Raw genomic sequence first — 26,090 nt, 5'->3', positions numbered from 1 at the left:
CCCGCCGCGCGCCGCTCATCTACGTACGGACATCAAGGAAGGCACCGACGTGTCGCCGTCTCCCTCCGCACACCTGCATCTCGCCGTCGCCCTGGACGGCACCGGCTGGCATCCCGCGTCATGGCGCGAGCCCGTCGCCCGCCCCCGGGACCTGTTCACCGCCGGCTACTGGGCCGACCAGATCACCGAGGCCGAACGCGGTCTGCTCGACTTCGTCACCATCGAGGACGGCCTCGGCCCGCAGTCCTCCCGGCGGCACGAGCCCGACGAGCGCACCGACCAGGTCCGCGGCCGGCTCGACGCGGTCCTCATCGCCTCCCGCGTCGCCCCGCTCACCCGGCACATAGGCCTGGTCCCGACCGTGGTGGCCACCCACACCGAGCCGTTCCACATCTCCAAGGCCATCGCCACCCTCGACTACGTCAGCACCGGCCGCGCGGGCCTGCGGGTGCGGATCAGCGCCCGCCCCGACGAGGCCGCCCACTTCGGCCGCCGCACCATCCGCCGGACCGACGCCCACGACGGCCCCGGCGCGCACCACCCGTTCACCGAGCTGTTCGACGAGGCCGCCGACTACGTGGAGGTCGTCCGCCGCCTCTGGGACAGCTGGGAGGACGACGCCGAGATCCGGGACGCGGCGACCGGCCGCTTCATCGACCGGGACAAGCTGCACTACATCGACTTCGAGGGCCGTTTCTTCAGCGTCAAGGGCCCCTCCATCACCCCCCGCCCGCCCCAGGGCCAGCCGCTGGTCACCGCCCTCGCCCACCAGACGGTCCCCTACCGGCTGGTGGCCCGCCAGGCCGACATCGGCTACGTCACCCCGCACGACGCGGACCAGGCCCGCGCCATCGTCACCGAGATCCGCGCCGAGCAGCAGGCGGCCGGCCGCGCCGGAGAGCCACTGCACGTCTTCGGGGACCTCGTCGTCCTCCTCGACGACAGCGAGGCCGCGGCCCGGGCCCGGCTGGACCGGCTCGACACCCTCGCGGGCGAGCCGTACCGCAGCGACACCCGCGTCTTCACCGGCACGGCCAGTCAACTCGCGGACCTGCTGGAGGAGTTGGCGACCGGCGGCCTGACCGGCTTCCGGCTGCGGCCCGCCGTCACCGGACACGACCTGCCCCGTATCACCGGGGACCTGGTGCCCGAACTCCAGCGCCGCCGGCGCTTCCGCACCGCCTACGACGCCACGACCCTGCGCGGCCTCCTCGGCCTTGCCCGCCCTGCCAACCGCTACGCCACCGCCGCCGCCTGAGCCGGGAGGATTCGCCCCACCATGAGCAAGCCGCTGAAGCAGATCCACCTGGCCGCCCACTTCCCCGGGGTCAACAACACCACCGTCTGGAGCGACCCGGCCGCCGGCAGCCACATCGAGTTCAGCTCCTTCGCGCACTTCGCCCGGACCGCCGAACGCGCCAAGTTCGACTTCCTGTTCCTCGCCGAGGGCCTGAGGCTGCGCGAACAGGGCGGCAAGATCTACGACCTGGACGTGGTCGGCCGCCCCGACACCTTCACCGTGCTCGCCGCGCTGGCCGCCGTCACCGACCGGCTCGGCCTGACCGGCACCATCAACTCCACGTTCAACGAACCGTACGAGGTGGCCCGCCAGTTCGCCAGCCTCGACCACCTCTCCGGCGGCCGGGCGGCGTGGAACGTGGTCACCTCCTGGGACGCCTTCACCGGCGAGAACTTCCGGCGCGGCGGGTTCCTGCCGCAGGAGGAGCGCTACTCCCGCGCCAAGGAGTTCCTCGCCACCGCGCACGAGCTGTTCGACTCCTGGCACGGCGACGAGATCCTCGCCGACCAGGCCACCGGCACCTTCCTGCGCGACGCCCGGGCCGGCGCGTTCACGCACCAGGGACAGCACTTCGACATCGAGGGCCGGTTCAACGTACCGCGCTCCCCGCAGGGCCGCCCCGTCATCTTCCAGGCCGGCGACTCCGACGAGGGCCGCGAGTTCGCCGCCGCCGACGCGGACGCCATCTTCAGCCGGTACGCCACCCTGAAGGAGGGGCAGGCCTTCTACACGGACGTCAAGTCCCGCCTCGCCAAGTACGGCCGCCGCCCCGAGGACCTGCTCATCCTGCCCGCCGCGACCTTCGTGCTCGGCGACACAGACGAGGAAGCCGCCGAACTCGCCCACGAGGTCCGCCGGCAGCAGGTCAGCGGCGCCACCGCGATCAAGCACCTGGAATTCGTGTGGAACCGGGACCTGTCGGCGTACGACCCCGAGGGCCCGCTGCCCGACGTGGACCCGGTGGTCGCCGAGGAACACATCTCCCGGGGCCGCGCCCAGGTGCGGATGTACCGCGACCCGGTCGCCATCGCCCGCGAATGGCGCGAGCTCGCCGAGGCCAACAAGTGGTCCATCCGCGACCTGGTCATCAACACCGGCAACCGGCAGACCTTCATCGGCTCGCCCGCCACCGTCGCGCGGATCATCAACGAGTTCGTCCAGGCCGACGCCTCCGACGGCTTCATCCTCGTCCCGCACATCACCCCCGGCGGGCTCGACCCGTTCGCCGACCGGGTGGTCCCGCTGCTCCAGGAACAGGGCGTCTTCCGCGCCGACTACGAGGGCACGACCCTGCGCGACCACCTGGGCCTCGCCCACCCCGACACCGGCCGGCGCACCGCCGCCGGCGCCGAGCGGGCCGCGTCGTGAAGATCCTCGCCGTCACCCTGATCGTGCGCCGGCCGGACCCCGCCACCGGCCAGCTGAAGACGGAGCACGAGCGGTTCCGCGAGGTGCTGGACGACGCGATCCTGGCGGAGGAACTCGGCTTCGACGGATTCGGCGTGGGGGAGCGGCACGAACGGCCGTTCCTCTCCTCCGCGCCGACGGTCGTGCTCGGCCACATCGCCGCGCTCACCCGCCGCATCCGGCTGTTCACCGCCGTCACCACGCTCAGCCTGCTCGACCCGGTCCGCGCGTACGAGGACTACGCCACCCTGGACCATCTCTCCGACGGCCGGCTGGACCTGATCATCGGCAAGGGCAACGGCACCGCGCAGCGCGAGCTGTTCCAGGTCACCCCCGAGGACCAGTGGGCCCGCAACGCCGAGAGCTACGAGGTGTTCCGGCGGCTGTGGCGCGAGGACAAGGTGAGTGCCGACACCCGGTTCCGGCCGCCGCTGAAGGACGCCGAGGTGTGGCCCCGGCCGTACCAGCGGCCGGTGCGGGTCTGGCACGGCAGCGCCACCAGCGAGGCGTCCGTGGACCTCGCGGCACGCTACGGCGACCCGCTGTTCTCGGCGAACGTCACCCACCCCATCGAGCCCTACGCCGCGCTGATCCGCCACTACCGCGAGCGCTGGGAGCACTACGGCCACGACCCGGCGGACCTCGCGGTGGGCGCCGGCACGGCCGGACTGTACGTCGCCCGCACCTCGCAGGAGGCGCTGACGGCGTACCGCCCGGTCTTCGAGGCCGACCTGGCCTTCAAACGCGCGGCGGGCCTGCCCGTGGTCTTCGAGACCCTGGAGGACTTCGCCGCCCGCAGCTCGGCCCTGATCGGCAGTCCCGAGCAGGTGATCGACAAGGTGCACCGCTACCACGAGGAGTTCGGGCACACCGTGCTGCACGTGGCGGCGGACGCGGGCGGGCTGCCGCCCGCGCTCCACCGCGACTCCCTCGAACTGTTCCAGTCCGAGGTCGCCCCGGTACTGCGCCGCCACATCCCCGACCCGCCGTTCCCCTGGGCCCCGGTCGTCCCCCGCCCGGCGCCCGCACCGCCCCCCGTGCCGGCCGGCCGCTGAGCCGCCGCACGTCCGCACCAGCGCACCCCTGAGCTTCGTACCGAGGAGATGGACATGACCACCGTCACCGATCCCGGCACCCACCTCGTCATCCACCGGACCGGCCCGCGCATCGGCGCGGAGGTGACCGGCGTCGACCTGACCCGCCCCGTCGACGCGGCCACCGCCGACGCGCTGCGCGGGGCCTTCCGCGACCACAAGGTGCTGGTGTTCCGCGACCAGCACCTGACGCCCGCCCAGCACGTCGAGGCGGTCCGGCTGTTCGCCGAGCCCTTCGACCACCCCACCGCCCAGCGCCACCCGGACCACCCGCTGGTCTACCCCTACAACGTGCGGCACACCGGCAAGGCCAGCACCTGGCACATCGGCGGCCTGTGGCGCAGCCCCGCCTTCGCCATCGAGTCACTGACCTACGACGAGGTGCCCGAACTCGGCGGCCACACCCTGTGGGCCGACCTCCAGGCGGCCTACGACGACCTGTCCGAGCCCTTCAAGACGCTGCTGGCCGGCGTCAACGCGGTGTACGACGGCAACCCGGAGAACTACGCGCAGGGCAGCCGGAAGACCGCCCCGGACGAGACCACCACCGAGCACCCGGTCGTCCTCGAACACCCGCTCACCGGACGCAAGGGGCTCTTCCTCAGCTCCTCCGCGCTCGGGCTCACCGGCGTCACCGTGCAGGAGGGCCGGGTCCTGCTCGACCACCTCCTGCGGCACGCCGCCTCGCCGGACTACACGATCCGCTTCGGCTGGCGGCCCGGCGACTTCGTGCTCTGGGACAACCAGGCCACCTGGCACTACGCCGTCGACGACTACGGCGACGGTGCCCGCGTCTACCGCAAGGTCATCGGCGTGGAGCCGCTGCGCACCGCGTCCTGAGCGGGTACGAACGCGGTGTGGGCGCGGACGTCACCTCCCCCGTAGGTGACGTCCGCGCCCGTTCCCCCCGGTGCCGGACTGTGGCTTCCATGCCGTCCGTGTGCCGTCACCAGCACATGACCGCCGTCTCTCCCGACCCCCACGTGGAGTACAGGCGGACCCGGACGGTGTAGCGGCGGCCCTTGACGAGCCGGACCCGGACGGCGGCGTTGTCCGGCGTGCCGCCGTCGTCCCGCCCCGCGAGGAAGCGCGGCTCCCCGTCGCGCTCCTCGAAGACCACCAGCACGGTGTCGGCCTCGCCGAAGGTGCCCACCGTGTACGCGCGGGTCTCCGGCGGCTCGACGGCGAGATCCGCCTGCTCGCCCGGCCCGAGACCGAGCGGCACCGACCGGAACGGCACCAGCGCGGCCGGCCCCGCCGGATTGGCGGGCGGATACCAGCGCAGCACGAACTCCTTGTCGGCCGGGGACGGGCTGCCGGGCGGGCGCAGCCCCCCGCGGTACTGCTCCGGCTCCAGCACCAGCCCCGGCCCGAGCGGCAGCGTCATCACCGACTGCGGATCCCACACCGAGGCCCCCGCCTCGCAGGCGTCCAGCCGGCCCAGCACATTGGTGTACGTCGTCTCCCGGCTCCAGAAGTTCGGCGGGCCGGCCAGCTCCGCGTACACCGCCTCGTCGTCCCAGTGCAGCCCCGCGTACGGGCTCTGGTGCTCGTGCACCATGCCCAGCGCGTGCCCGATCTGGTGCAGGACCGTCCCGCGCTCGCCGGGCGCGGTCACGTCCCAGCCGAGGTTCATGGTCCGCTCGCCCCGGCCGGCCGACAGCGCGTCCCGGCCCACCGCCGACCAGGACCCGGCACCGGCCTGGAAACCTATCCTCAGCTCCGCCTCGTGCCGGTCGGCGACCTCGGCGAAGGTGACGCCGATGCCGAGGTCCTGCCACTCGCGGAAGCAGTCGCGGACCACCTCCCGCTGCCCCTCCCCGCCCGCCCACGGCACCCGGCGCAGTTCCCCGGTCCCGGGAACCGGGATGACCGAGGCGTCGGTGCGGGCGTCCAGGAAGCAGTAGTGCAGCACCGTGCCGTTGACCCACATCCGCCGTGCGGCGAGCAGCGCGCCGAGCCGCTCGGCGGTCAGTCCCGGTGGATACGACGGGACCGGCTGCCGCGGTAGCGAGCAGAGGCGTCGGGTCATGGCAGCAGAGTGCCGCCCGGCCCGGCCGCGCACCTGAGTCGCGGGCTACTCAAGTCGCCCTGTATCAGAACTGAGTACCCGCGCTCAGCATGGTGTGAGGACTTACCGACAGGACGCGAAGACACTGGAGCTGCCCTGGCCGTTCACCGGCCGGTCGGAGGAACTGGAGCGGGTGCGCGCCGCGTCGGCCGGGGGCCGGCCCGGCATCGTGGTGACCGGACCGGCGGGCCACGGCAAGACCCGGCTGATCACCGAGGCGGTCCGGGGCCTGGACCACGTCCGGGTGACCGGCACGCCCGAGGCCCGGGACCTGCCGCTCGCGGCGTTCGCGCATCTGCTGCCCGACACCGTCTCCCTGCACCGCGCGGTCCGCGCGCTGTCCGGCGTACGGGTCCTGGTCGTGGACGACGCCCAGTTGCTGGACGAGACCTCCGCCGCCCTGGTCCACCAGCTGGCCGTGCACCGCCGCACCCGGCTGATCGTGGCCGCGGCGGACGGGGCACCGGCGCCCGGCGCGGTGTCCCGGCTGTGGACCGGGGAACTGCTGCCCCGGCTGCCCCTCGGCCCGCTCCCGCCCGAGGACACCGCCCGGCTGCTCGCCGGCGCCGCACTGGAACCGCTCACCGTGCGCCGGCTGCACCAGGCCTGCCGGGGCGACCTGCGCCTGCTGCGCGACCTGCTCACCGCACTGACCGAGCCGACGCCGGTGCCGGGCCCGGCACTTACCGGGGCCGGGGCGCCGTCGCGGGTGCCGGGGGCGGTGTTCACGGGGGCCGGTGAGCCGACGTCCGCCTCTAGGGAGGCGTTCGCGGGGGCGGGCGTATCGGCGTCTGCGCCTGGGGTGGCGCTCGACGCATCGGACGGGCTGACTTTGCTTCCGGGGGCGGGACTTGCCGGACGCGGCGTGTCGGTCTCTGCTCCGGGGGCGGGACTTGCCGGACGCGGTGCGTCGGTCTCTGCTCCCGGGACGGGACGTGCCGGGGCCGGTGTGCCGGTGTCCGCTCCGGGGGCGGCACTTGGCCCGTCCGCGTCGCCGGTCCCCCTCCCGGGAACCGGGCCGGTCGGGACCGGGCGGCTGGAGTCCGTCGCCGGTACCGGCGAGTGGGCCTGGCGGGGGCCGCTGCCGGTCACCCCGGCGGTCCGGGAGCGGCTCGCCCCCGCCCTGGAGCGGTCCGGCCCCGGCGAACGCGACATCCTCGACCGCCTCGCCTTCGCCGAACCCCTGCCGCTGCCGCTGGACGAGCTGGACGAACGGGACCTGGAGGCCCTCGAACGCCTGGAGGCGGACGGTCTGGTCGACATCGGCGAACAGGGCGCGGTCACCCTCGCCCACCCCCTGCACGGCACCGCGCTGCGCGCCGCGGCCGGCCGGCTGCGGGCCCGTCGGCTGGGCCGGGCGGCCCCCGCGTACGGACCGGCGCTCGACGCCGAACGGCGCACCCTGGTACGGCAGATGGAGCGGCTGGACGTCCGGCCGGTGCCCACGCCGGTGGGGGAGTGGCTGGTGGCACACGGCATCCCGCTTCCCGCCCGGTACGCCGAGGTCCGCGCCCGGTTCGCGCGCCTGCGCGGCGAGGTGCGCGAGGCGGCGGCCTGGGCCCGGGAGGGACTGCGGCCGGCTCCCCGGGACGGCGGCTGCCGCGGGGAACTCCGGCTGGCCGAAGGCTGCTCGGACGAGCCGGCCGGCCCGGACGACGTCCACGCCCGCTACACCGCCGTACGCCTCGGGGAGCCCGGCCGGGCGGCCGGGCGGCTGCCGGTCGGCAGCGTGCTGGCCCGGCACGCCGACGCCCTCGCACGCGGAGACGGGCCCGCGCTGGACCGGGCCGCCGAGGCGCTGGCGGAGCGGGGCTTCACGCTGTACGCGGCGGAGGCGTACGCGCAGGCCGCCCGGACGCACCGGGACCCGAGCGCCGCGCGACGCTCCCGGACCCGGGCCGTCGCCCTGGCCCGCCGCTGCCAGGGCGCGAGCACGCCCGCGCTGGCCGGCCTGGTCCTCGGCGAACTCACCGCCCGCCAGCGCCAGATCGTCACCCTGGCCGCGGCCGGGCTGAGCAACCGCGAGATCGCCGAGAAGCTGACACTGTCGGTACGGACGGTCGGCAACCATCTGTACAGCGCGTACACCCGCCTCGGCACGGCGGACCGGACCGCACTGCCCTGGCTGCTGGACACCCCCGACCGGGAGACGGCATGAGAAACCACCGCCCGCCACCAGGCCCTAGGCCGCCCCGAACGCCGCGAAGGCCCAGCCCGTCGCCTGGTGGAGCGCGTCGCCCGGCAGGGCGGCGCGGGCGTCGCGCAGGGCCTCGGCCAGGGACAGGCCCGCGTCGAGACCCTTGTGCAGCGCCAGCATCAGCGGCACCACCGCCGCGTCGTTCACCGGCGCGCTGCTCGCCACCACTCCGGCCGTGCCCAGCGGCAGCAACGCCGTGACCACGCCCAGCAGTTCGTCCGCGCCGACCGAGGCCAGGCGCGCCGTCTCGCAGCTGGACAGGATGATCCGGTACGGGCTGCGGGCCAGGCGTTCGAAGTCGTGCACGATCAGCGGCCCGTCCGCCATCCGCAGCGCGGAGAACAGGGGGCTGTCGGCGCGGAACGTGCCGTGCGCGGCGAGGTGTGCCAGGCCCGCGCCGTCCAGCTCCGCCAGCACCCGGGGCACCCGCGCCTCGTCGTCCTCCAGGACCGTCGCCGTGCCGTACCGCCCGGCCAGCTCCGGCACCTCCGCGCCGCCGGTCGCCAGTCCCGGGCCGCGCACCAGCACCGGCCGGCCCCGGGGCGGCGGCTCCGTCTCCCGGGCGCGCAGCCAGCTGCCCGCCGACGGCGACACACTGAGCACCCGCTCGCGCAGCGCGGGCAGCAGCGCCCACGGCACCTGGTGCAGCGCGCCGGGCGGCACGATCACCACCGGGCCGGAACCCAGATGCGGCACCGCGCCCGCCAGCAGCACCTCCTGGAGCCGCCGGCCGGCCTCCTCCACCAGCGGCAGCCGCGCCTCGGCCCCCGGATGCGCCAGCCGCCGCAACGCGGCCTGCACATGCCCGGCCTCGGCCACCGCCCGGTCCAGCGACCCGCCGGCGAACCGCCGTACCCGGCCCTGACCGCACAGCAGGACGTGCACCCGGCCGTCGACCACCACCAGTTCCACCAGCCGCCCGTCGCCGAGCCGGTCCAGCAGCCGGTCCACGTCGAAGCGGTACCCGGCGCCCGCCGCGGCCCCGCCCATGTGCCGGCTGCGGGAGCGCACCTCCCGTTCCAGGCGCCGCTGTTCGCGCTCCAGCGCCGGCACCGGGCGGCCCTCCATCCGCGCGGCCTCCGCCCGGGCCGCGATCTCCCGGTAGGCGGTCAGCCCGCTCAGCAGCGCCGGATCGTCCGGCGGCCGGGTCGGCGGCGCGGACAGCACGGTCGCCCGCCACCGCTCGCTCCACGCCAGCAGCCGCCGCGCACTGCCCTGCGCCAGGCTCACCTCCTGTGCCAGCGCGGCCAGTTCGGCGCCCTGCGCGGTCGCGTGGGCGCGCAGCTCCGAGGCGCCCAGCGTCATCCGGTGGTCGTCCAGCACGTCCAGGCCGCGCCGGCACGCCTCCAGCACGCCCCGCCGGGAACCGGCCGCCCGCGCCCGCAGCGCCTGCGCCGCCCAGCCGGTCACCCGGGCCGGCGGCGGCCCGCCGTAGCGGCTGCGCGCGGCCACCGCCAAGTGCCGTTCCGCGTCGGCCGTCCAGCCCAGCGCCAGCGCGATCCGGCCCGCCAGCAGCGAGGCCTCCGGAGCGGCGGGCGAGCCGAAGGAGGCCAGCCTCTCGGCGACCGCCGCCGCGTCCGCGACCATCCGCCCCGACCGGCGGCCGGCCGCCACCCGCGCCTCGATCAGCACCAGCCGCGCGTGCGTCTCCCACCAGGTCCGGCGCTGCGCCGCGAACAGCCGTACGGCGACGGCGGCGCGGGCTATGGCGGTGTGCGCGTCCCCCGCCGAGCGGGCGGCCCAGGAGGCGGCGAGCAGCAGTTCCGCCTTGCGGGTGGACTGCCCGCCGATCCGGTCCAGTTCCGCGATCGCCGCGTCCGCCTCGGCCAGCGCCTCCGGGGCCAGCCCCGCCGCCCGCAGCACCTCGCAGCGCCGGATCGACAGGTTGTAGGTGGGGGTGCCCAGCTTGGCGTAGCGCTCCTCGGCCTCGTCCAGCAGCCGCAGTGCCGCCGGGATGTCCCCGGAGCGGAAGGCGGCCAGGCCCCGGCTCTCCACCGCGTCCGCCTTGTCGTGCTCCTGGCCGGTGGTGTCCCACAGCCGCTCCGCCGCCGTGAAGTCGGCGACCGCCCGGTCCACCGCGCCGAGCGCCAGATGCACGGTGGCCCGCAGCGTCAGCGCCCGCGCGGTCCAGATGTCGTCGGCGGCCTGGCGCAGCACCGGCAGCGCCCGCCGCACGTCCTCCAGCGCCTCCCGGTGCCGGCCCAGCACCCACCATACGTAGGCGCGCCGGTACAGCACCCGGGCCCGGGTGTGCCCGCTGCCCCGGGCCACCCCCCGCTCGAACGAGGCGAGTCCCTGCCGTGTGCGCCCCGCGTGCACCAGTGCGACCCCGAGCGTCGCGAGCACATCGGCCTCCCGGTCGGCCGACTCGGCGCGCGCGGCCAGGTCCCGGGCCCGCCGCAGATGCCGCAGCGCGATCCGCAGGTCACCGAAGTCCCGCTGCCAGATGCCGAGTACCTGGTGGGCCACGCTCCCGTCCAGCGGCGACGGACCCGAGCGCAGCACGTGTTCGGCCCGCGCCCGGGCCTCGCCCGGGTCGGCGAACACCAGGGGCAGCAGTTCGAGAATCGCCTCGCTTCCCGCTGTCACGTCTCGCATGGTAGTAGCCCGCTGTATCAGGCGACGGTCCCGCGACTCTCAACTGTCGGAGCACCGTCTACGGGGGAGGACATCACGTGGCACCACAGCGTTTCCACGAGCAGTTCCAGCACATCCAGCGCGCCCTGCCGGACATCCCGCTGACCATGGGGCCGGACGACTCGGCGGGCTTCCTCTACGAGAAGGGGGTCGTCCTCGTCCGGGACGGCGAGGAGGCCCCGTTCGTCGAGGACGCCGTGCGCACCCACTTCACCGAGACCCAGGGCCTCGTCCCCGACCACGTACGCCGCGAGGGCCCGCAGACCGGCCGCACCGGCGTGACCCGGATCCGGGTCGGCGACCCGACCCAGGGCGAGGACACCGTGCCGCACGCCCTGCACGCCGTCCGGCAGGCCGAGGACCGGCGGGGCCGCCGGCTGGCCGGACGCAACCACGTCATGCACATCGCGGTCAACGCCTGCCCCGGCGACGAGCCGGTGCCCGTCCCGCGCGCCGGATCCGCCAACCCGGCCCCCGCCGAGAGCCGTTACGACCCGGCCACCGCGGTCGGCGTCCTCGTGGTCGACACCGGTCTGGTGCACGACCACCGGTGCTATCCGCCGCTCGCCCACACCACCGGCGACGCCCAGTGCGCCGAGACCGACGCCGACGGCGTGCTGCGCCAGTACGTCGGCCACGGCACGTTCATCGCCGGGATCCTCGCCGCCGTCGCGCCCAACACCGACATCACCGTGCGGGGCACGCTGAACGACGCCGGCGCCGTGCTGGAGTCGGAGTTCGGCGCCCTGCTGTTCGAGGCGGTCGACCGGGACGGCTGGCCGGACATCATCAGCCTGTCCGCCGGCACGCCCAGCGAGGACGCCGACGGCCTCATCGGACTGGAGGCGTTCATGCGGGAACTGCGCGACCAGCGCACCCTGCTGGTGGCCGCCGCCGGCAACAACGGCAGCGCCACCCCGTTCTGGCCCGCCGCCTACGCCGCGCTGCCCGAGTACGCCGGCAGCGTGCTGTCGGTCGGGGCGCTGCGCGCGGACGGCGAGGGCGGGGCCTGCTTCAGCAACCACGGCCCCTGGGTACGGGCGTACGCCCCCGGCGAGCGCCTCACCAGCGCCCTCACCGGCTTCCGGGTCCCGGTGCCGTACGTCTACCAGCACTCCACCTACGACTCCTGCCGGTTCGGCCCCGACGCGTACTCCTGCACCTGCCAGTACCCGCCGCACACCGGCGTGCTGAGCGAGGGCCTGACGAGCACGGGCGGGAAACCGGACCAGGTGATGTTCGAGGGGCCGGCGCAGTGGAGCGGCACCTCGTTCGCCACCCCGGTGGTCGCGGGGCTCGTCGCCGACCGGATGACGCGGTACCGGGAACGCGACCCGCGGGCGGCCGCCGCCGCGCTGCTGGCGGCCACCGCGGACCGGGCCGAGGTACGCGGGGCGCGGGCTCCGGCGCTCCGCCCGCCCACGTGGCGCCCCGTACCGGCCGCGATCCCGGCGCTGCCGGTATGAGCGCCGGGACCCTTCACCGCACGGCGTACGATGACGTGCCGTACACAAGGGGTGGAGTCGTGGACCGAACAGAGGTCGGCGCGCTGGTCCGGTCCGCCGTCGACGGGGACGCCGCGGCCTGGAAGGCGCTGGTGGAAGGGCTGAGCCCGCTGGTGTGGTCGGTGGTGCGCGCGCACCGGCTCTCGGAGGCCGACGGGCACGAGGTCTTCCAGACCGTGTGGTTCCGCTTCGCCCAGCACCTCGGCCGGATCCGGGAGCCCGACAAGGCCGGTGCCTGGCTGGCCAGTACGGCCCGGCACGAGTGCCTGAAGGTGCTCAAGGGCCTGTCCCGGCTGACCCTGACCGACGATCCGCGGGTGCTGGACCGGGCCAGCGAGGAGCGGACGCCGGAGGAGACGCTGATCGACTCGGAGGAGGCGGCGGACCGCGCCGAACGGGTCCGCCGGCTGTGGCAGGAACTGGACGCACTGGGCGAGCGCTGCCGGCAGCTGCTGCGCGTGCTGATGGCCTCGCCGCCGCCCAGTTACGGGGAGATCTCGGCCGCGCTCGGCATCGCGGTCGGCAGCATCGGCCCGCTGCGCCAGCGCTGTCTGCGCCGGCTGCGGGCCCGGATGGACGCGCGGGGTGCGCTGTGAACGGGGACGAGGAGATGCCCGGGGGACCGGACGCGCTCGCGGACGGGCTGCTGGAGGAGGAACTGCGGCAGGCCGCCGCCGTGCTGGACCCGGTCCCGGCCGACCTGCTCCAGTCGGCCCTGGACGCGTTCGCGCTGCACGACCTGGACGCCCGGCTCGCCGAGCTGACCTTCGACTCGCTCGTGGACGCCCTGCCGGTCCGGGGCGCCGCGGACCCGCCGCGCATGCTCACCTTCCGCGCGGGCGAGGTGACCGTGGACGTGGAGGTCACCGGGGACGGGCTGATCGGCCAGCTGATGCCGCCGCAGTCGGCGCGGATCGAACTCCTCGGCGGCCCGGGGCACGCCCGCCCGCTCACCGCCGACCCCCTCGGCCGGTTCACCGGCGGCCCCCCGCCCACCGGCCCGTTCGCCCTCCGGCTGCGCACCGGCGCGGAGGTGATCGTGACGGAGTGGCTGCGGGCCTGACACGGCGGCGGCGCGGGCCGGGGCCTTACGGCCGGGGCCCGTGCCACGCCGACGGCTACACCAGGTCGATCAGCTTCGCCAGGGCGGTCGCCAGGCGGTCCAGCCCGGGTCCGGCCGGGCCGCCCGGCTCCGTCATATAGGTGTCCCGGCGGATCTCCACCATCAGCGCGCCGACCCGGGCGTCCGTGCCGTAGAAGTCCAGCGGTACGTACGTTCCGGCGAACGGGCTGTCCAGTCCCGTCTCGCCGCAGCCGGCGAACGCCTCGCGGGCGGCCTCGGTCAGGGCGGGCGGGGTGTGGAAGGCGTCCGTGCCCAGGCACACCGGCGGGCGCGGACCGGTGCCGTGCAGCTCGTAGGGGAGCGGCTCGGTGGGGTACGAGTGCACGTCGATGATCACGGCCCGCCCGGTCGCGGCCAGCCGGCCGGCCACCGCCTCGGTCATGGCCCGCGCGTACGGCCGGAAGTACCGGGCCAGCAGCGGCTCGGGGTCGGTGTCCGCGGGCCGCAGGCCGGCGGAGTGCGTGGTCCGCGTGTACACGGCGCCCATCCCGACGGCCGCCATCTCCTCCCGCTCGTCCGGGAACCGCTCCGGGTCCACCACCAGCCTCGACAGCCGGTTGACGAACCGCCAGGGCCGGAGCCCGGCCAGCGCGGCGGCCCGCTCGGCGAGCTCGGCGGTGTGCGCGTCCGTGATGTGGTCCAGCTCCCGCTCCAGAGCGCCGTCGTCCAGCACGATCCCGGCGCGCACCTCGTCCGGTATCGCCCGCGAGGAGTGCGGCACGTGCAGCAGCACCGGGGAGTCCGGGGCGCCGGGCAGGAGGGCGAAGGAGGTCACGGGCTGCTCCAGGAGGGGTCGGGGGCATCGTCCGTGATCACGGTGCCACACGGCACTGACAACGGACCGCGCCCGCGCATGACCGCGCCCCGGCGGGACCGTTCCCGCGCATGACCGCGCCCCGGGCGGGCGGTGCCGTCCGGGGCGCGGTTCTCAGGGCGTCGCGGGCGTCAGCTCAGGGACGCCAGGACCTCGTTCCAGGTGGCCGACGGGCGCATGACCGCGTCCGCCTTGGCCTTGTCGACCTGGTAGTAGCCGCCGATCTCGGCCGGCCGGCCCTGGACGGCGTTCAGCTCGTCCACGATCTTCCGCTCGTTCGCGGCCAGGGTCTCGGCGAGCGGCGCGAACGCCTTCGCGAGGCCGGCGTCGTCGGTCTGCTTCGCCAGCTCCTGCGCCCAGTACAGGGACAGGTAGAAGTGGCTGCCGCGGTTGTCGATGCCGCCCACCCGGCGGGTCGGGGACTTGTCCTCGTTCAGGAAGGTCGCCGTGGCGCGGTCCAGGGTGTCGGCGAGGACCTTGGCGCGGGTGTTGCCGGTGGCCTCCGCGTACTGCTCGAAGGACGGCACCAGCGCGAAGAACTCGCCGAGCGAGTCCCAGCGCAGGTAGTTCTCCTTGACCAGCTGCTGGACGTGCTTGGGCGCGGAGCCGCCGGCGCCGGTCTCGAACAGGCCGCCGCCCGCCATCAGCGGGACGACCGACAGCATCTTGGCGCTGGTGCCCAGCTCCAGGATGGGGAAGAGGTCGGTCAGGTAGTCACGCAGCACGTTGCCGGTGACGGAGATGGTGTTCTCGCCGCGGCGGATGCGCTCCACCGACAGCTTGGTGGCCTCCACCGGCGACAGGATCCGGATGTCCAGGCCCTCGGTGTCGTGCTCCGGCAGGTACTGCTGGACCTTGGCGATCAGGTTGGCGTCGTGCGCGCGGGTCTCGTCCAGCCAGAACACCGCCGGGTCGCCGGTGGCGCGGGCGCGGGTGACGGCCAGCTTGACCCAGTCGCGGATCGGGGCGTCCTTGGTCTGGCAGGCGCGGAAGATGTCGCCCTGCGCGACCGGCTGCTCGATCAGGACGTTGCCGGCCTGGTCGACCAGGCGGACGGTGCCCGCGGCCGGGATCTCGAAGGTCTTGTCGTGGGAGCCGTACTCCTCGGCCTTCTGCGCCATCAGGCCGACGTTCGGCACCGAGCCCATGGTGGACGGGTCGTAGGCGCCGTTGGCCCGGCAGTCGTCGATGACGGCCTGGTAGACACCGGCGTAGGAGGAGTCCGGGATGACGGCGAGGGCGTCGTGCTCCTGGCCGTCGGCGCCCCACATGTGGCCGGAGGTGCGGATCATCGCCGGCATGGAGGCGTCGATGATGACGTCCGAGGGCACGTGCAGGTTGGTGATGCCCTTGTCGGAGTCGACCATGGCCAGGGCCGGGCCCTCGGCGATCTCGGCGTCGAAGGAGGCCTTGATCTCGGCGCCCTCGGGCAGGTTCTCCAGGCCCTTGAGGATGCCGCCGAGGCCGTCGTTCGGGGTGAGGCCGGCCGCCTTGAGGGTCTCGCCGTACTTCGCGAAGGTCTTCGGGAAGAACGCGCGCACCACGTGACCGAAGATGATCGGGTCGGAGACCTTCATCATCGTGGCCTTCAGGTGCACGGAGAACAGGACGCCGTCCTGCTTGGCGCGGGCGACCTGCGCGGCGAGGAACTCGTTCAGCTCGGCGACGCGCATGACGGAGGCGTCGACGACCTCGCCCTCCAGGACCGGTACGGAGTCCTTCAGGACGGTGGTGGTGCCGTCCTCGGCGGCCAGCTCGATGCGCAGCGTGCCGGCCTCGGAGATCACCACGGACTTCTCGGTGGAGCGGAAGTCGTTCTCGCCCATGGTCGCGACGTTGGTCTTGGACTCGGAGGTCCAGGCGCCCATGCGGTGCGGGTGGGTCTTGGCGTAGTTCTTCACCGAGGCCGGGGCGCGGCGGTCGGAGTTGCCCTCGCGCAGCACCGGGTTGACGGCGGAGCCCTTGACCTTGTCGTAGCGGGCGCGGATCTCGCGCTCCTCGTCGGTCTTCGGGTCGTCCGGGTAGTCCGGCAGCGCGTAGCCCTTGCCCTGGAGCTCGGCGACGGCGGCCTTCAGCTGCGGGATGGACGCCGAGATGTTCGGCAGCTTGATGATGTTGGCCGCCGGGGTCTTGGCCAGCTCGCCCAGCTCGGTCAGCGCGTCCGGGATGCGCTGGTCCTCGTTCAGGTACTCCGGGAAGACGGCGATGATGCGCCCGGCCAGCGAGATGTCGCGGGTCTCCACGGGCACACCGGCCTGCGAGGCGTACGCCTGGATCACCGGCAGGAACGAATGCGTCGCCAGGGCCGGGGCCTCGTCTGTGTAGGTGTAGATGATGGTCGAGTCAGTCACCGGGTGCTCCGCTCCACGTCTGCAACATTGCTCGACATCAAGATATCTCGTGATCGCCGTCCGCTCGACAGGGGTCCGGGCCGGGAAATCCGCGGCCCGCCGTCTCGCGCTCGATCCAGCGGCAGATGACGTCCACTACGTACACATGTTCGGTTCGGGTCAGCTCGCGCCCCTTGGGGATGCCGTGCCAGCGCTCCAGACAGGTCCGGCAGCAGGTGGCGGTCGCGTGCTGGGCCACGAACACCGGATGGCCGCGGTACGGGGTCTGTCGGCCGTCCTTGTCCGGCCGGGCCGGCGCCAGCCGCCGGGCGATCAGGTCGTAGGCGTGCCACCGCAGGGTCGCCGGCCCCTTCAGCCGGGCGGTCGCCAGCTCCCGCCCGCGCAGCCGGAACCGGGCCCGGAACGGCTGCCGCGCGAGCGCGTCCAGCCGCCGGTCGAGCCCACGGGGGTCGAAAGCGGGAGATACCACGCCTTCCGAGCATACGACCCCTACGCCCTCCGGCCCCGAGGTCCTGCCCCGGTCGGCGGCGCTCAGCCCCGGCCCCGGCGGCCTTCGGCCCGGCCTTTCGGCGGCCTTCCGTCCTGGCCTCAGCGGCCTGCCACCCGGCTCCGGGACCCCAGCCGGCACCCTGCGCCCTGCGGCCCCGGCCCGTTACGTCCCTCCGCCCGGCCCCTGCGTCTCTCCGCCACGCCCCGTGGCTCTCCGCCCGGCCCCTGCGTCTCTCCGCCCAGGTCCCGTGGCTCTCGGTGCGGCCCCTGCGGTTTTCCGCCCGAGCCCCGCGTCTCTCCGCGCGGCCCCTGCGGTACTCCGCCCGAGCCCCGCGGCTCTCCGCCCAGGCCCCTGCGGTTCTCCGCCCAGGCCCCGCGGCTCTCCGCCCGACCCCTGTGGCTCTCCGCCCAGGCCCCGCGGCTCTCCGCCCGACCCCTGTGGCTCTCCGCCCAGGCCCCGCGGCTCTCCGCCCGACCCCTGCGGCTCTCCGCCCAGGCCCCGCGGCTCTCGGCGCGGCCCCTGCGGTTCTCCGCCCGAGCCCCGCGTCTCTCCGCCTGGCTCCCGCGGTTCTCCGCCCGGGCCCCGTGGCTTTCCGCCTGGCTCCTGCGGCTTTCCGTCCGGGCCTCGTGGTTCTCCGCCTGGCTCCTGCGGCTTTCCGCCCGGGCCCCGTGGTTCTCCGCCTGGCTCCTGCGGTTCTCCGCCCGGGCCCCGTGTCTCTCCGCCCAGCCTCTGCGGCTCTCCGGCCCCGTGGTTCTCCGCCCGGCTCCTGCGGCGACCCGCCCGAGCCCCGTGTCCCTCCGTCCCGCCCCGACAGGGCTCCCCCCCCGAGCCCCTACACCCCCGCCGTCCCCCTACTCAGCCCCAGTGACCCCCGACACCGCGTCCTCGCCGCTGCGCTGCTGGGGGATGGTCACCGAGCCCTGTTGGAGGGCCACCGTGCGGGTGGGGGCCGGGATGTGGATGCCCTCGGCGCGGTAGCGGCGGTGCAGGCGCTTGATGAACTCGTGCTTGATCCGGTACTGGTCGCTGAACTCGCCCACGCCGAGGATCACCGTGAAGCCGATCCGCGAGTCGCCGAAGGTGTGGAAGCGGATCGCGGGCTCGTGGTCGGGGACGGCGCCCGTGACGTCCCGCATCACCTCCGTGACCACCTCGGCCGTCACCCGCTCCACGTGCTCCAGGTCGGAGTCGTAGCCCACCCCGACCTGCACCAGCACGGTCAGCTCCTGCTCGGGCCGGGTGTAGTTGGTCATGTTGGCCTTGGCGAGCTGGCCGTTGGGGATGACCACCAGGTTGTTGGAGAGCTGGCGGACCGTCGTCTGACGCCAGTTGATGTCGACGACGTAGCCCTCCTCGCCGCTGCTCAGCCGGATGTAGTCGCCCGGCTGCACGGTCTTGGAGGCGAGGATGTGGATGCCCGCGAAGAGGTTGGCGAGCGTGTCCTGGAGGGCCAGCGCGACGGCCAGACCGCCCACGCCCAGGGCGGTGAGCAGCGGAGCTATGGAGATGCCCAGCGTCTGCAGGACGACCAGGAAGCCGATGGCCAGCACCAGCACCCGGGTGATGTTGACGAAGATGGTCGCCGAGCCCGCCACCCCCGAGCGGGACTGGGTGACCGAGCGGACCAGGCCGGCGACGACCCGGGCCGCGGAGAAGGTCACCACGGCGATCACCCAGACCTGGAGCACCTCGTTGATGTGGTGCTGGACGGCTCCGGTCAGCGGCAGTACGGCCGTCGCCGCCGCCGCGCCGCCCGCGATGGCCGCCCAGGGCACGACCGAGCGCAGCGCGTCCACGATGACGTCGTCCCCGCTCCAGCGGGTCCGCTTGGCGTGCTTGGCGAGCCAGCGCAGCAGGGTGCGCGACATGAAGGCGAGCGTCAGGCCCGCCGCCAGGGCGATGCCGGCGAGGACGAGGTCGTCCAGGGTCAGCGCGCGGTTCACCGGTCACCTCCGGGGCGCTCGGCGGCTGCGGGAGGCCGGTTGTGAAGTCTCGTCACGTTGTCACCTGCTCGATGTCCGGGATGTGCGACCGCGCCGGCCGGCGGAACTCCGGGCTCCGGCGCGCTCGTTCATCCTGCCGCATTCCGCACCCGGGTTCGTACCGGGAGTGGCGCCCGCCCCACCGCCGCTCAGACGATGCCCTCCGCGAAATCCGCCTGGTCACGGCCGCTGCCGTAGGCGGCCGAGGGCGTGCCGTACGAACGGCGGGCGACGAACCACCAGACGGTGGCGAGGACCAGCACCACCGCGAGGGCGACGGAGGCGTAGTTCATCGTGCCCACCGTGACCGGTGACGCCTGCGGCAGGCAGAACAGGACGGTCACGCACGCCACCCACCCGACCGCGATCCACCCCACCGGCCTGCTCCAGCGGCCCAGCTGCCACGGCCCCGGCCGGAAGCGGTCGCCCGCGCGCAGCCGCAGCAGGACGGGGATGGCGTAGGCCGGGGTGATGCCGATGACGTTGATGGCGGTCACCGCGTTGTACGCCGTCGCCGAGTACAGCGACGGCAGCGCGAGCACGCAGGCCACGCTCACGGACAGCCACACGGCGGCGACCGGGGTCTGGGTGCGTCCGCTCACCTTGCGCCACAGGTGCGAGCCGGGCAGCGCCCCGTCCCGGCTGAACGCGAACACCATCCGGCTGGCCGCGGCGACCTCGGCGTTCCCGCAGAACAGCTGGGCGACGATCACGACCAGCAGCAGGGCGCTCGCGCCGTCGGTGCCGAGGCCGTCCAGCATGATCTGCGCGGGCGGCACACCGGTGTCGGTGGTGCGCGTGGCGTCGTAGTCCTGGATGGCGAAGGTCAGTCCGGCCAGCAGCACGAAGCCCGCGAGCCAGGACACCCAGATGGCGCGGACGATGCCCCGGGAGGCGGCCACCGAGGCGTGCGAGGTCTCCTCCGACAGATGGGCGGAGGCGTCGTACCCGGAGAAGGTGTACTGGGCGAGCAGCAGACCGATCGCCGCCACGTACACGTGGTTGTCCCAGCCGGTACCGTTGACGAACTCGGTGAACACGAAGGACGCCGGCCGGTGGTGGTCCGGGACGATCACCAGCGCGCCCACGATCAGCGCCACGCCCCCCAGGTGCCACCACACGCTGACCGAGTTCAGCAGGCTGACCAGACGCACGCCGAACAGGTTCAGCACCGCGTGCAGCAGCAGGATGACGCAGAAGACCAGCATGGTCGTGCCGGGCGTCGGCACGAAGCCCCACTGGAGGTTGGCGAACGCCCCGGCGAACAGGGCCGCGCCGTAGTCGATGCCGGCGATCGCGCCGAGCAGGCCCAGCAGGTTCAGCCAGCCGGTGTACCAGCCCCAGCGCCGGCCGCCGAGCCGGTCGGCCATGTAGTACAGGGCGCCGGAGGTCGGATAGGCGCTGGTCACCTCGGCGAGCGCGAGGCCGACGCACAGCACGAACAGGCCCACGCCCGCCCAGCCCCACAGCATCACGGCCGGGCCGCCGGTGTTCAGGCCGAAGCCGTACAGGGTCATGCAGCCGGACAGGATCGAGATCACCGAGAAGCTGATCGCGAAGTTGCCGAAGCCGCCCATCCGACGGGCCAGCACCGGCCGGTAGCCGAGTTCGCGCAGGCGCTGCTCCTCGTCCTGCTGCGGCAGTCCCGGGGAGGGCACGGGCGAGGGATCGGGGGTGGGTGACACGCGGGGGACCTCCGGATCGTGGTTGCCGAACGGTGCCGAACTGACGTGTTGCTACCCGGCGTTCAGGGACCGGAGCCCTCCGCGGCGGCCCGGCAGCGGTCCCGGGCCTGCGTGAAGACCTCCCCCGCGCGCTCCCGGTCCGGGGTGCGGTACATCCAGGGCGGCGGTGTGAAGTAGGGGCCGATCGCCTCGAACACCCGGGCCGCCTCACGGAATTGGAGGGAACCCCACAGCGCGTGGGCCAGGTGGTTGAGGTCCGGCAGCGCGCGTTCCCCGGGCCGCGTCCGGTCGAACCAGGACTCCAGCGCCCGCCGCGCCTCCCGTGCCGCCTCCTCCACCACCCAGTGCAGGTCCAGCGCCGCGTCCGGCCCGCTGTCCCGGCGGTAACGCTCCACCCGTACGTACAGCGGCAGCAGGTGCAGCGCCGAGCCCGGCGGTGCCTGGCCCGCCGCCCACTGCGCGTACCCGGACGCCTCCGTGAGCCGCCCCGGCCCGCCGCGCACGTACAGGAACTGCAGCATCCGGTGGTGGGCCTCGCGGTTGAACGGGTCGCGCCGGTCCGCCTCGGCCAGCAGCCCCCACGGGCCCGGCGGCAGCACCGGCTCCGGCGGGGCGGCCCGGTGCTCCTCCCAGCGCTGCTCCGGATCGAGCTGGGCCAGCGCCAGCAGACACACCCAGGGCACCGGGTCCCGGGGCGCGGCCACGGTGGCCGTCTGGGCCGCGTCCCACGCCTCGATCCACAACTCGTGGGTGCGCCGGTGCCTCTCCCGCCGGGCCCGCAGCGCCCGCTCCACGCCGACCCGGGCGAGCATCACCGTCGCGTGGGCGCTGCCCGGCTCCTCGGCGAGCCAGGCCCGCACCACGTCGGTGCCGGCCGCGGCCGTCGCCAGGACCTGGGTGCGCTGGGTCCAGCGCGGCCACTCGGCGGTCTCCGCCAGCAGGGTGCGCATGGCCATCCAGCGGCCGGTGCGCAGCTCCTGGAGCGCGGCCCGCAGCGCGTGGTCGGGGCCGGCCGGATCGTAGGAGGGGCGGGCTCCGTCCCTGGCCATCAGCCGCCCCCCGGCCGCGGGCGCACCTGACGTAGCAACGGCCCTCCCCTGGGCGGTGAAGAAGTGGTCTCGCGTGGTCGGCGGTCACTATAGAGGTGACCCTTCTCCCTATCCATTGTTGCCAAGTCAACCACCTGTTCAGGGCAGTTGGCGTACCCGCGGGTAAGCGGCCGGCGCCCCGTCCGGCCGCCGGGGAGGACGGGCCGGCGACCCGGCCCGAAGTGCTTGACGCCGGGCCCGCCGCGACGGCAGGCTGGCGCGGTGATCTTCAGTGCCGGAGCGGGGGACGCGCGATGACGGGACCGGTGCTCGCCGTCGACCAGGGCACGTCCGGCACCAAGGCGCTCGTCGTCTGCCCCGAACGCGGCGTCCTCGGCACCGGCTTCGCCGAGGTGCGCCCCCGCCACCTGCCCGGCGGCCGGGTCGAGGCGGACCCGGGCGAGCTGTACGACTCGGTGGTCGAGGCCGGCCGGCGCGCGCTCGCCCGGGCCGGCGAGGACGTCGTCGCCCTCGGCCTCGCCAACCAGGGCGAGACCGTCCTCGCCTGGGACCCGGCCACCGGCCGCCCGCTCACCGACGCCCTGGTCTGGCAGGACCGGCGCGCCGCCACCGTCTGCGCCGAACTCGACGGCCACGCCGAGGAGGTGCGGCAGCTGACCGGGCTGCCCCTCGATCCGTACTTCGCCGCGCCCAAGATGGCCTGGATCCGCCGCCACCTCACCCGCGACGGCGTCGTCACCACCTCCGACGCCTGGCTGGTGCACCGCCTCACCGGCGCCTTCGCCACCGACGCCGCCACCGCCGGCCGCACCCAGCTGCTCGACCTGGACCGCACCGAATGGTCCCCGCGCGCCCTGGACCTGTTCGGCCTGGCCGGGGAACCCCTGCCCGAGATCACCGACAACGCCCACCCGGTCGGCACCACCACCGCGTTCGGCCCCGAGATCCCGCTCACCGGCTTGATCGTGGACCAGCAGGCCGCCCTGCTCGCCCAGCGGATCACCGGCCCCGGCACCGCCAAGTGCACCTACGGCACCGGCGCGTTCCTCCTCGCGCACACCGGCGACCGGCCCCGGCGCGGCACGTCCGGCCTGGTCTCCTGCGTGGCCTGGCGGCTCGCCGGCGCAACCGGCTACTGCCTGGACGGCCAGGTCTACACAGCCGCCTCCGCCGTCCAATGGCTCACCGGCCTCGGCGTCATCTCCTCCGCCGCCGACCTCGACCCCGTCGGCGGCGGCGTCCCCGACAGCGGCGGGGTCACCTTCGTCCCCGCCCTCGCCGGACTCGCCGCCCCCTGGTGGCGCGGCGACCTGCGCGGCTCGCTCACCGGCCTCGGCCTCGACACCACCGCCGGGCACCTGGTGCGCGCCCTGTGCGAGGGCATCGCCGCCCAGGTCGCCGAGCTGGCCGAGGCCGCCGCCGGCGAACTGGGCGCCCCGCTGGACACGCTCCGCGTCGACGGCGGCCTCACCCGCTCCGCGCTGCTCATGCAGACCCAGGCCGACCTGCTGCAACGCCCGGTCGAGGTGTCCGCGCTGCCCGACGCCACCGCGCTCGGCGCCGCCGCCCTCGCCCGCCTCGGCGCGGACCCCGGGCTGCGCCTCCAGGACGCCCTGCCCGACGGGAAACCCGCCACCGTGTACGAGCCCCGCATCCCGGCCGGCCAGGCCGCCGAACGCCGCGCCCGGTTCCGCGCCGCCGTCGCCGCCCTCCTCGCCCCATGACCGTCACCGCGACCGGGCCGCTCCCGCGGACGCCGTACGACGTGGCGATCGTCGGCGCCGGCGTGGTCGGCTGCGCCATCGCCCGCGAACTCGCCCGCCACCCCCGGCTGCGCGTCGCCCTCGTCGAGGCCCAGGACGACGTCGGCCAGGGCACCTCCAAGGCCAACACCGCCATCCTGCACACCGGTTTCGACGCCACCCCGGGCACCCTGGAGGCCCGGCTGGTCCGCGAGGGCCACACCCTGCTCGGCGCCTACGCCGCCCGGACCGGCATCCCCGTCGAACGGGTCGGCGCCCTGCTGGTCGCCTGGGACGCCGAACAGCTCGCTGCCCTGCCCCGGCTGGCCCGCAAGGCCGAGGACAACGGCTGCCACGACACCGCCCTGCTCGGCCCCGAGGAGCTGTACACCCGCGAACCGCACCTCGGCCCCGGCGCGCTCGGTGCCCTGCACGTCCCCGGCGAGAGCGTCATCTGCCCCTGGACGACCACCCTGGCCTACGCCACCCAGGCGGTCCGCGTCGGCACCGACCTGCACCTGAACACGGCCGTGCGCGCCGTGGACCGGGACGGCGGACACCGGCTGACCACCAGCCGCGGCACCCTGTACGCCCGCCACCTGGTCAACGCGGCCGGACTGCACGCCGACACCCTGGACCGCGCCCTCGGCCACGACGACTTCACCGTCACCCCGCGCCGCGGCCAGCTCCTGGTCTACGACAAGTTCGCCCGCCCCCTGGTGCGGCACATCCTGCTGCCCGTGCCGACCGCCCTCGGCAAGGGCGTCCTGGTCGCGCCCACCGTCTACGGCAACGTCCTGCTCGGCCCCACCGCAGAGGACCTGGCCGACAAGCACGCCACCGAATCCACCGCCGAGGGCCTTGCCTCCCTGCGGGAGAAGGGCCGGCGTATCCTGCCCGCCCTGGTGGAGGAGGAGGTCACCGCCGTCTACGCCGGGCTGCGCGCGGCCACCGGGCACGAGGACTACCGCATCACCGCCCACCCCGGGCAGGCGTACGTCACCGTCGGCGGCATCCGCTCCACCGGCCTGACCGCCTCGATGGCCATCGCCGCCCACGTCACCGGCCTGCTGGCCGGCACCGGCCTCGACCTCGGACCGGTACGCGAGGTCGAGCCGGTGACCCTGCCGAACCTCGGCGAGGCCTTCCCCCGCCCCTACCAGCGGGCCGACCTGATCGCCGCCGACCCCGAGTACGGCACCCTGGTCTGCCACTGCGAGCGGGTCTCCCGGGGCGAGATCCGCGACGCCCTCGCCAGTACGATCCCGCCGCGCGGCCTGGAGGGCCTGCGCCGCCGCACCCGCGCCCGGGCCGGCCGCTGCCAGGGCTTCTACTGCGGAGCGGCGGTCCGTGAGCTGTTCGAACGGGGGACGCGGTCATGACCGCCGTGCGGCAGGTGGACGTCCTCGTCGTCGGCGCCGGCCCCGCCGGACTCGCCGCCGCCGCACGGCTGGCCGCCGCCGGCGCCGGACGGGTGGAGGTGCTGGAGCGCGAACCCGAACCCGGCGGGGTGCCCCGGCACAGCGCCCACGGCGGCTTCGGCACCCTGACCCGCCCGCTCACCGGCCCCCGCTACGCCCGGCTGCTCATCGAGGCCGCCGAACGGGCCGGCGCCACCCTGCGCACCGGGGTGACGGCACTGGACTGGGCGCCCGGGGGACCGGTGCTCACCACCGTCGGCCCCGGCGGCCCGGAGACCGTCGGGGCCCGGGCGGTCGTCCTCGCCACCGGCGCCCGCGAACGCCCCCGTACCGCCCGCCTGGTGCCCGGCACCCGCGCCGCCGGCGTCTACACCACCGGCGAACTCCAGCGGGCTGTCCACCTGTTCGGACAGCACATCGGCACCCGCGCGGTCGTCGTCGGCGCCGAGGACGTCTCCTACGCGGCGGCCGGCACCCTGCGCGCGGCCGGCACCGAGGTCGTCGCCCTGGTCACGGAGGACCCGCGGGCCCGGGCCGCCCGCGCCCGCGCCCAGGCGGCCCGGCTGCGCCACGGCATCCCCCTGCTGACCTCGGCCACGGTCGCCGCACTGCTCGGCCACGGACGGCTCTCCGGCGTCCGCATCCGCCACCGGGACGGCCGCACGGCGGTCCTGCCCTGCGACACCGTGGTGTTCACCGGCGACTTCGTACCCGACCACGAACTGGCCCGGCGCGGCGGCCTCGCCCTCGACCTCGGCACCCGCGGCCCCGCGACCGACGGCACCTGGCACACCTCGCGCCCCGGTGTCTTCGCCGCCGGCGACCTGCTGCACGCCGTGGAGCCCGCCCGCACCGCGGTCCTGGAGGGCGCCCGGGCGGCCCGCGCGGTCCTGGACCACCTGGCGGGCGCCCCCTGGCCGGACCCCGGGGTACCCGTCCTGGTGTCCGCGCCGCTGCGCTGGATCACCCCGAACCGCGTCACCCCCGGGGCCCGCCCCGACCACCACCTCCTGCGCCCCGCCGCCCTGCCGCCCCGCCCGGTCCTGTACGTCCACCAGGACGGCCGCCTCCTTTACCGCCGGCGCCTCGCCACCGCCCCGTCCCACCGCACCCTGCGTCTGCCCGCCCACTGGCACGACCGCGTCGACCCCGGCGGCGGACCGGTGAAGGTGAGCACCGGCTGAGCACGGCGCGCCGGGCCCCGTACGCCTCGGGTGAAAAC

Annotated in this window: 19 protein-coding genes; 11 read left to right on the top strand and 8 right to left on the bottom strand. The window is 74.8% G+C overall.

Annotated elements, in window-relative coordinates:
• The first annotated feature begins 49 nt into the window (after positions 1 to 49).
• Genes IH25_RS0119730 through IH25_RS0119715 form a run of 4 tightly spaced genes read left to right on the top strand, consistent with a single transcriptional unit; the run spans position 50 to position 4,641 of the window.
• Positions 50 to 1,258 (top strand): LLM class flavin-dependent oxidoreductase, encoded by a 1,209-nt coding sequence (locus tag IH25_RS0119730; protein ID WP_030611823.1) that lies wholly within the window; start codon positions 50 to 52, stop codon positions 1,256 to 1,258.
• A gap of 21 nt (positions 1,259 to 1,279) precedes the next feature.
• Positions 1,280 to 2,668, top strand: coding sequence for an NtaA/DmoA family FMN-dependent monooxygenase (locus IH25_RS0119725; RefSeq protein ID WP_030611820.1), 1,389 nt, complete (start codon positions 1,280 to 1,282; stop codon positions 2,666 to 2,668).
• Complete coding sequence (locus tag IH25_RS0119720; protein ID WP_030611816.1) at positions 2,665 to 3,762, top strand: LLM class flavin-dependent oxidoreductase; 1,098 nt, start codon at positions 2,665 to 2,667, stop codon at positions 3,760 to 3,762. Before IH25_RS0119725 ends, IH25_RS0119720 begins: the two co-directional genes overlap by 4 nt.
• A 54-nt stretch (positions 3,763 to 3,816) precedes the next feature.
• Entirely contained in the window at positions 3,817 to 4,641 is an 825-nt protein-coding gene (locus IH25_RS0119715) for a TauD/TfdA dioxygenase family protein (protein ID WP_030611813.1), read from the top strand.
• A 106-nt stretch (positions 4,642 to 4,747) separates the two neighbouring features.
• On the opposite strand, the gene absR1 is transcribed toward IH25_RS0119715, so the two are convergent.
• Complete coding sequence (absR1, locus tag IH25_RS0119710; RefSeq protein ID WP_030611810.1) at positions 4,748 to 5,833, bottom strand: beta-glucuronidase AbsR1; 1,086 nt, start codon at positions 5,831 to 5,833, stop codon at positions 4,748 to 4,750.
• Positions 5,834 to 5,927: 94 nt separating this feature from the next.
• Between absR1 and IH25_RS42365 the strand changes: the two genes are divergently transcribed.
• Positions 5,928 to 8,030 (top strand): helix-turn-helix transcriptional regulator, encoded by a 2,103-nt coding sequence (locus IH25_RS42365; RefSeq protein WP_051754047.1) that lies wholly within the window; start codon positions 5,928 to 5,930, stop codon positions 8,028 to 8,030.
• A gap of 24 nt (positions 8,031 to 8,054) precedes the next feature.
• Here the strand turns inward: IH25_RS42365 and IH25_RS0119700 are convergent, their stop codons facing one another.
• A complete protein-coding gene (locus IH25_RS0119700) occupies positions 8,055 to 10,667 on the bottom strand; it encodes a CHAT domain-containing protein (RefSeq protein ID WP_107058418.1) in 2,613 nt (870 codons plus the stop codon).
• A 77-nt stretch (positions 10,668 to 10,744) separates the two neighbouring features.
• On the opposite strand from IH25_RS0119700, the gene IH25_RS0119695 reads away from it, so the two are divergent.
• The 3 genes from IH25_RS0119695 to IH25_RS0119685 are packed head-to-tail and all read left to right on the top strand — an operon-like array spanning position 10,745 to position 13,274.
• Positions 10,745 to 12,172 (top strand): S8/S53 family peptidase, encoded by a 1,428-nt coding sequence (locus IH25_RS0119695; protein WP_030611804.1) that lies wholly within the window; start codon positions 10,745 to 10,747, stop codon positions 12,170 to 12,172.
• Entirely contained in the window at positions 12,169 to 12,807 is a 639-nt protein-coding gene (locus IH25_RS0119690; protein ID WP_209445339.1) for an RNA polymerase sigma factor, read from the top strand. Before IH25_RS0119695 ends, IH25_RS0119690 begins: the two co-directional genes overlap by 4 nt.
• 14 nt (positions 12,808 to 12,821) lie before the next feature.
• Positions 12,822 to 13,274: a hypothetical protein gene (locus tag IH25_RS0119685; protein WP_245172834.1), complete on the top strand. Its 453-nt coding sequence runs from the start codon at positions 12,822 to 12,824 to the stop codon at positions 13,272 to 13,274.
• 55 nt (positions 13,275 to 13,329) lie between these two features.
• Here the strand turns inward: IH25_RS0119685 and IH25_RS0119680 are convergent, their stop codons facing one another.
• From IH25_RS0119680 to IH25_RS0119655, 6 genes are all read right to left on the bottom strand, one after another.
• Positions 13,330 to 14,109 (bottom strand): N-formylglutamate amidohydrolase, encoded by a 780-nt coding sequence (locus tag IH25_RS0119680; protein WP_245172833.1) that lies wholly within the window; start codon positions 14,107 to 14,109, stop codon positions 13,330 to 13,332.
• 170 nt (positions 14,110 to 14,279) lie between these two features.
• Positions 14,280 to 16,499: an NADP-dependent isocitrate dehydrogenase gene (locus IH25_RS0119675; RefSeq protein WP_030611795.1), complete on the bottom strand. Its 2,220-nt coding sequence runs from the start codon at positions 16,497 to 16,499 to the stop codon at positions 14,280 to 14,282.
• Between the two features lie 37 nt (positions 16,500 to 16,536).
• Positions 16,537 to 16,968 carry a DUF4186 domain-containing protein gene (locus tag IH25_RS0119670; protein ID WP_030611791.1) on the bottom strand — a complete coding sequence of 144 codons (432 nt, stop codon included), beginning with the start codon at positions 16,966 to 16,968 and terminating at the stop codon, positions 16,537 to 16,539.
• Positions 16,969 to 17,840: 872 nt separating this feature from the next.
• Positions 17,841 to 18,932 carry a mechanosensitive ion channel family protein gene (locus IH25_RS0119665; RefSeq protein ID WP_030611789.1) on the bottom strand — a complete coding sequence of 364 codons (1,092 nt, stop codon included), beginning with the start codon at positions 18,930 to 18,932 and terminating at the stop codon, positions 17,841 to 17,843.
• 188 nt (positions 18,933 to 19,120) lie between these two features.
• Positions 19,121 to 20,656 carry an amino acid permease gene (locus IH25_RS0119660; RefSeq protein ID WP_051754046.1) on the bottom strand — a complete coding sequence of 512 codons (1,536 nt, stop codon included), beginning with the start codon at positions 20,654 to 20,656 and terminating at the stop codon, positions 19,121 to 19,123.
• 62 nt (positions 20,657 to 20,718) lie between these two features.
• Positions 20,719 to 21,705: a hypothetical protein gene (locus IH25_RS0119655; protein ID WP_030611786.1), complete on the bottom strand. Its 987-nt coding sequence runs from the start codon at positions 21,703 to 21,705 to the stop codon at positions 20,719 to 20,721.
• A gap of 293 nt (positions 21,706 to 21,998) precedes the next feature.
• Between IH25_RS0119655 and IH25_RS0119650 the strand changes: the two genes are divergently transcribed.
• Genes IH25_RS0119650 through IH25_RS0119640 form a run of 3 tightly spaced genes read left to right on the top strand, consistent with a single transcriptional unit; the run spans position 21,999 to position 26,052 of the window.
• A complete protein-coding gene (locus IH25_RS0119650) occupies positions 21,999 to 23,429 on the top strand; it encodes an FGGY family carbohydrate kinase (RefSeq protein ID WP_030611784.1) in 1,431 nt (476 codons plus the stop codon).
• A complete protein-coding gene (locus tag IH25_RS0119645; RefSeq protein WP_030611782.1) occupies positions 23,426 to 24,829 on the top strand; it encodes an FAD-dependent oxidoreductase in 1,404 nt (467 codons plus the stop codon). The genes IH25_RS0119650 and IH25_RS0119645 overlap by 4 nt, the downstream gene beginning before the upstream one ends.
• Positions 24,826 to 26,052 (top strand): NAD(P)/FAD-dependent oxidoreductase, encoded by a 1,227-nt coding sequence (locus tag IH25_RS0119640; RefSeq protein ID WP_030611781.1) that lies wholly within the window; start codon positions 24,826 to 24,828, stop codon positions 26,050 to 26,052. Before IH25_RS0119645 ends, IH25_RS0119640 begins: the two co-directional genes overlap by 4 nt.
• The last annotated feature ends 38 nt before the right edge of the window (positions 26,053 to 26,090 follow it).

The sequence above is a fragment of the Streptomyces achromogenes subsp. achromogenes genome, from assembly GCF_000720835.1.
Lineage (GTDB): Bacteria > Actinomycetota > Actinomycetes > Streptomycetales > Streptomycetaceae > Streptomyces > Streptomyces achromogenes.
Note: the sequence above shows the minus strand (reverse complement) of the source record. Positions and strands in the feature narration are given on the sequence as shown.

What these genes read in the sequence shown, in the direction of transcription:
- IH25_RS0119725 (WP_030611820.1), top strand. Translation starts at nt 1,280, where the DNA reads ATGAGCAAGCCGCTGAAGCAGATCCACCTGGCCGCCCACTTCCCCGGG.
- IH25_RS0119715 (WP_030611813.1), top strand. Translation starts at nt 3,817, where the DNA reads ATGACCACCGTCACCGATCCCGGCACCCACCTCGTCATCCACCGGACC.
- absR1 (WP_030611810.1), bottom strand. Translation starts at nt 5,833, where the DNA reads ATGACCCGACGCCTCTGCTCGCTACCGCGGCAGCCGGTCCCGTCGTAT.
- IH25_RS0119700 (WP_107058418.1), bottom strand. Translation starts at nt 10,667, where the DNA reads ATGCGAGACGTGACAGCGGGAAGCGAGGCGATTCTCGAACTGCTGCCC.
- IH25_RS0119690 (WP_209445339.1), top strand. Translation starts at nt 12,169, where the DNA reads ATGAGCGCCGGGACCCTTCACCGCACGGCGTACGATGACGTGCCGTAC.
- IH25_RS0119685 (WP_245172834.1), top strand. Translation starts at nt 12,822, where the DNA reads ATGCCCGGGGGACCGGACGCGCTCGCGGACGGGCTGCTGGAGGAGGAA.
- IH25_RS0119655 (WP_030611786.1), bottom strand. Translation starts at nt 21,705, where the DNA reads ATGGCCAGGGACGGAGCCCGCCCCTCCTACGATCCGGCCGGCCCCGAC.
- IH25_RS0119650 (WP_030611784.1), top strand. Translation starts at nt 21,999, where the DNA reads ATGACGGGACCGGTGCTCGCCGTCGACCAGGGCACGTCCGGCACCAAG.
- IH25_RS0119645 (WP_030611782.1), top strand. Translation starts at nt 23,426, where the DNA reads ATGACCGTCACCGCGACCGGGCCGCTCCCGCGGACGCCGTACGACGTG.
- IH25_RS0119640 (WP_030611781.1), top strand. Translation starts at nt 24,826, where the DNA reads ATGACCGCCGTGCGGCAGGTGGACGTCCTCGTCGTCGGCGCCGGCCCC.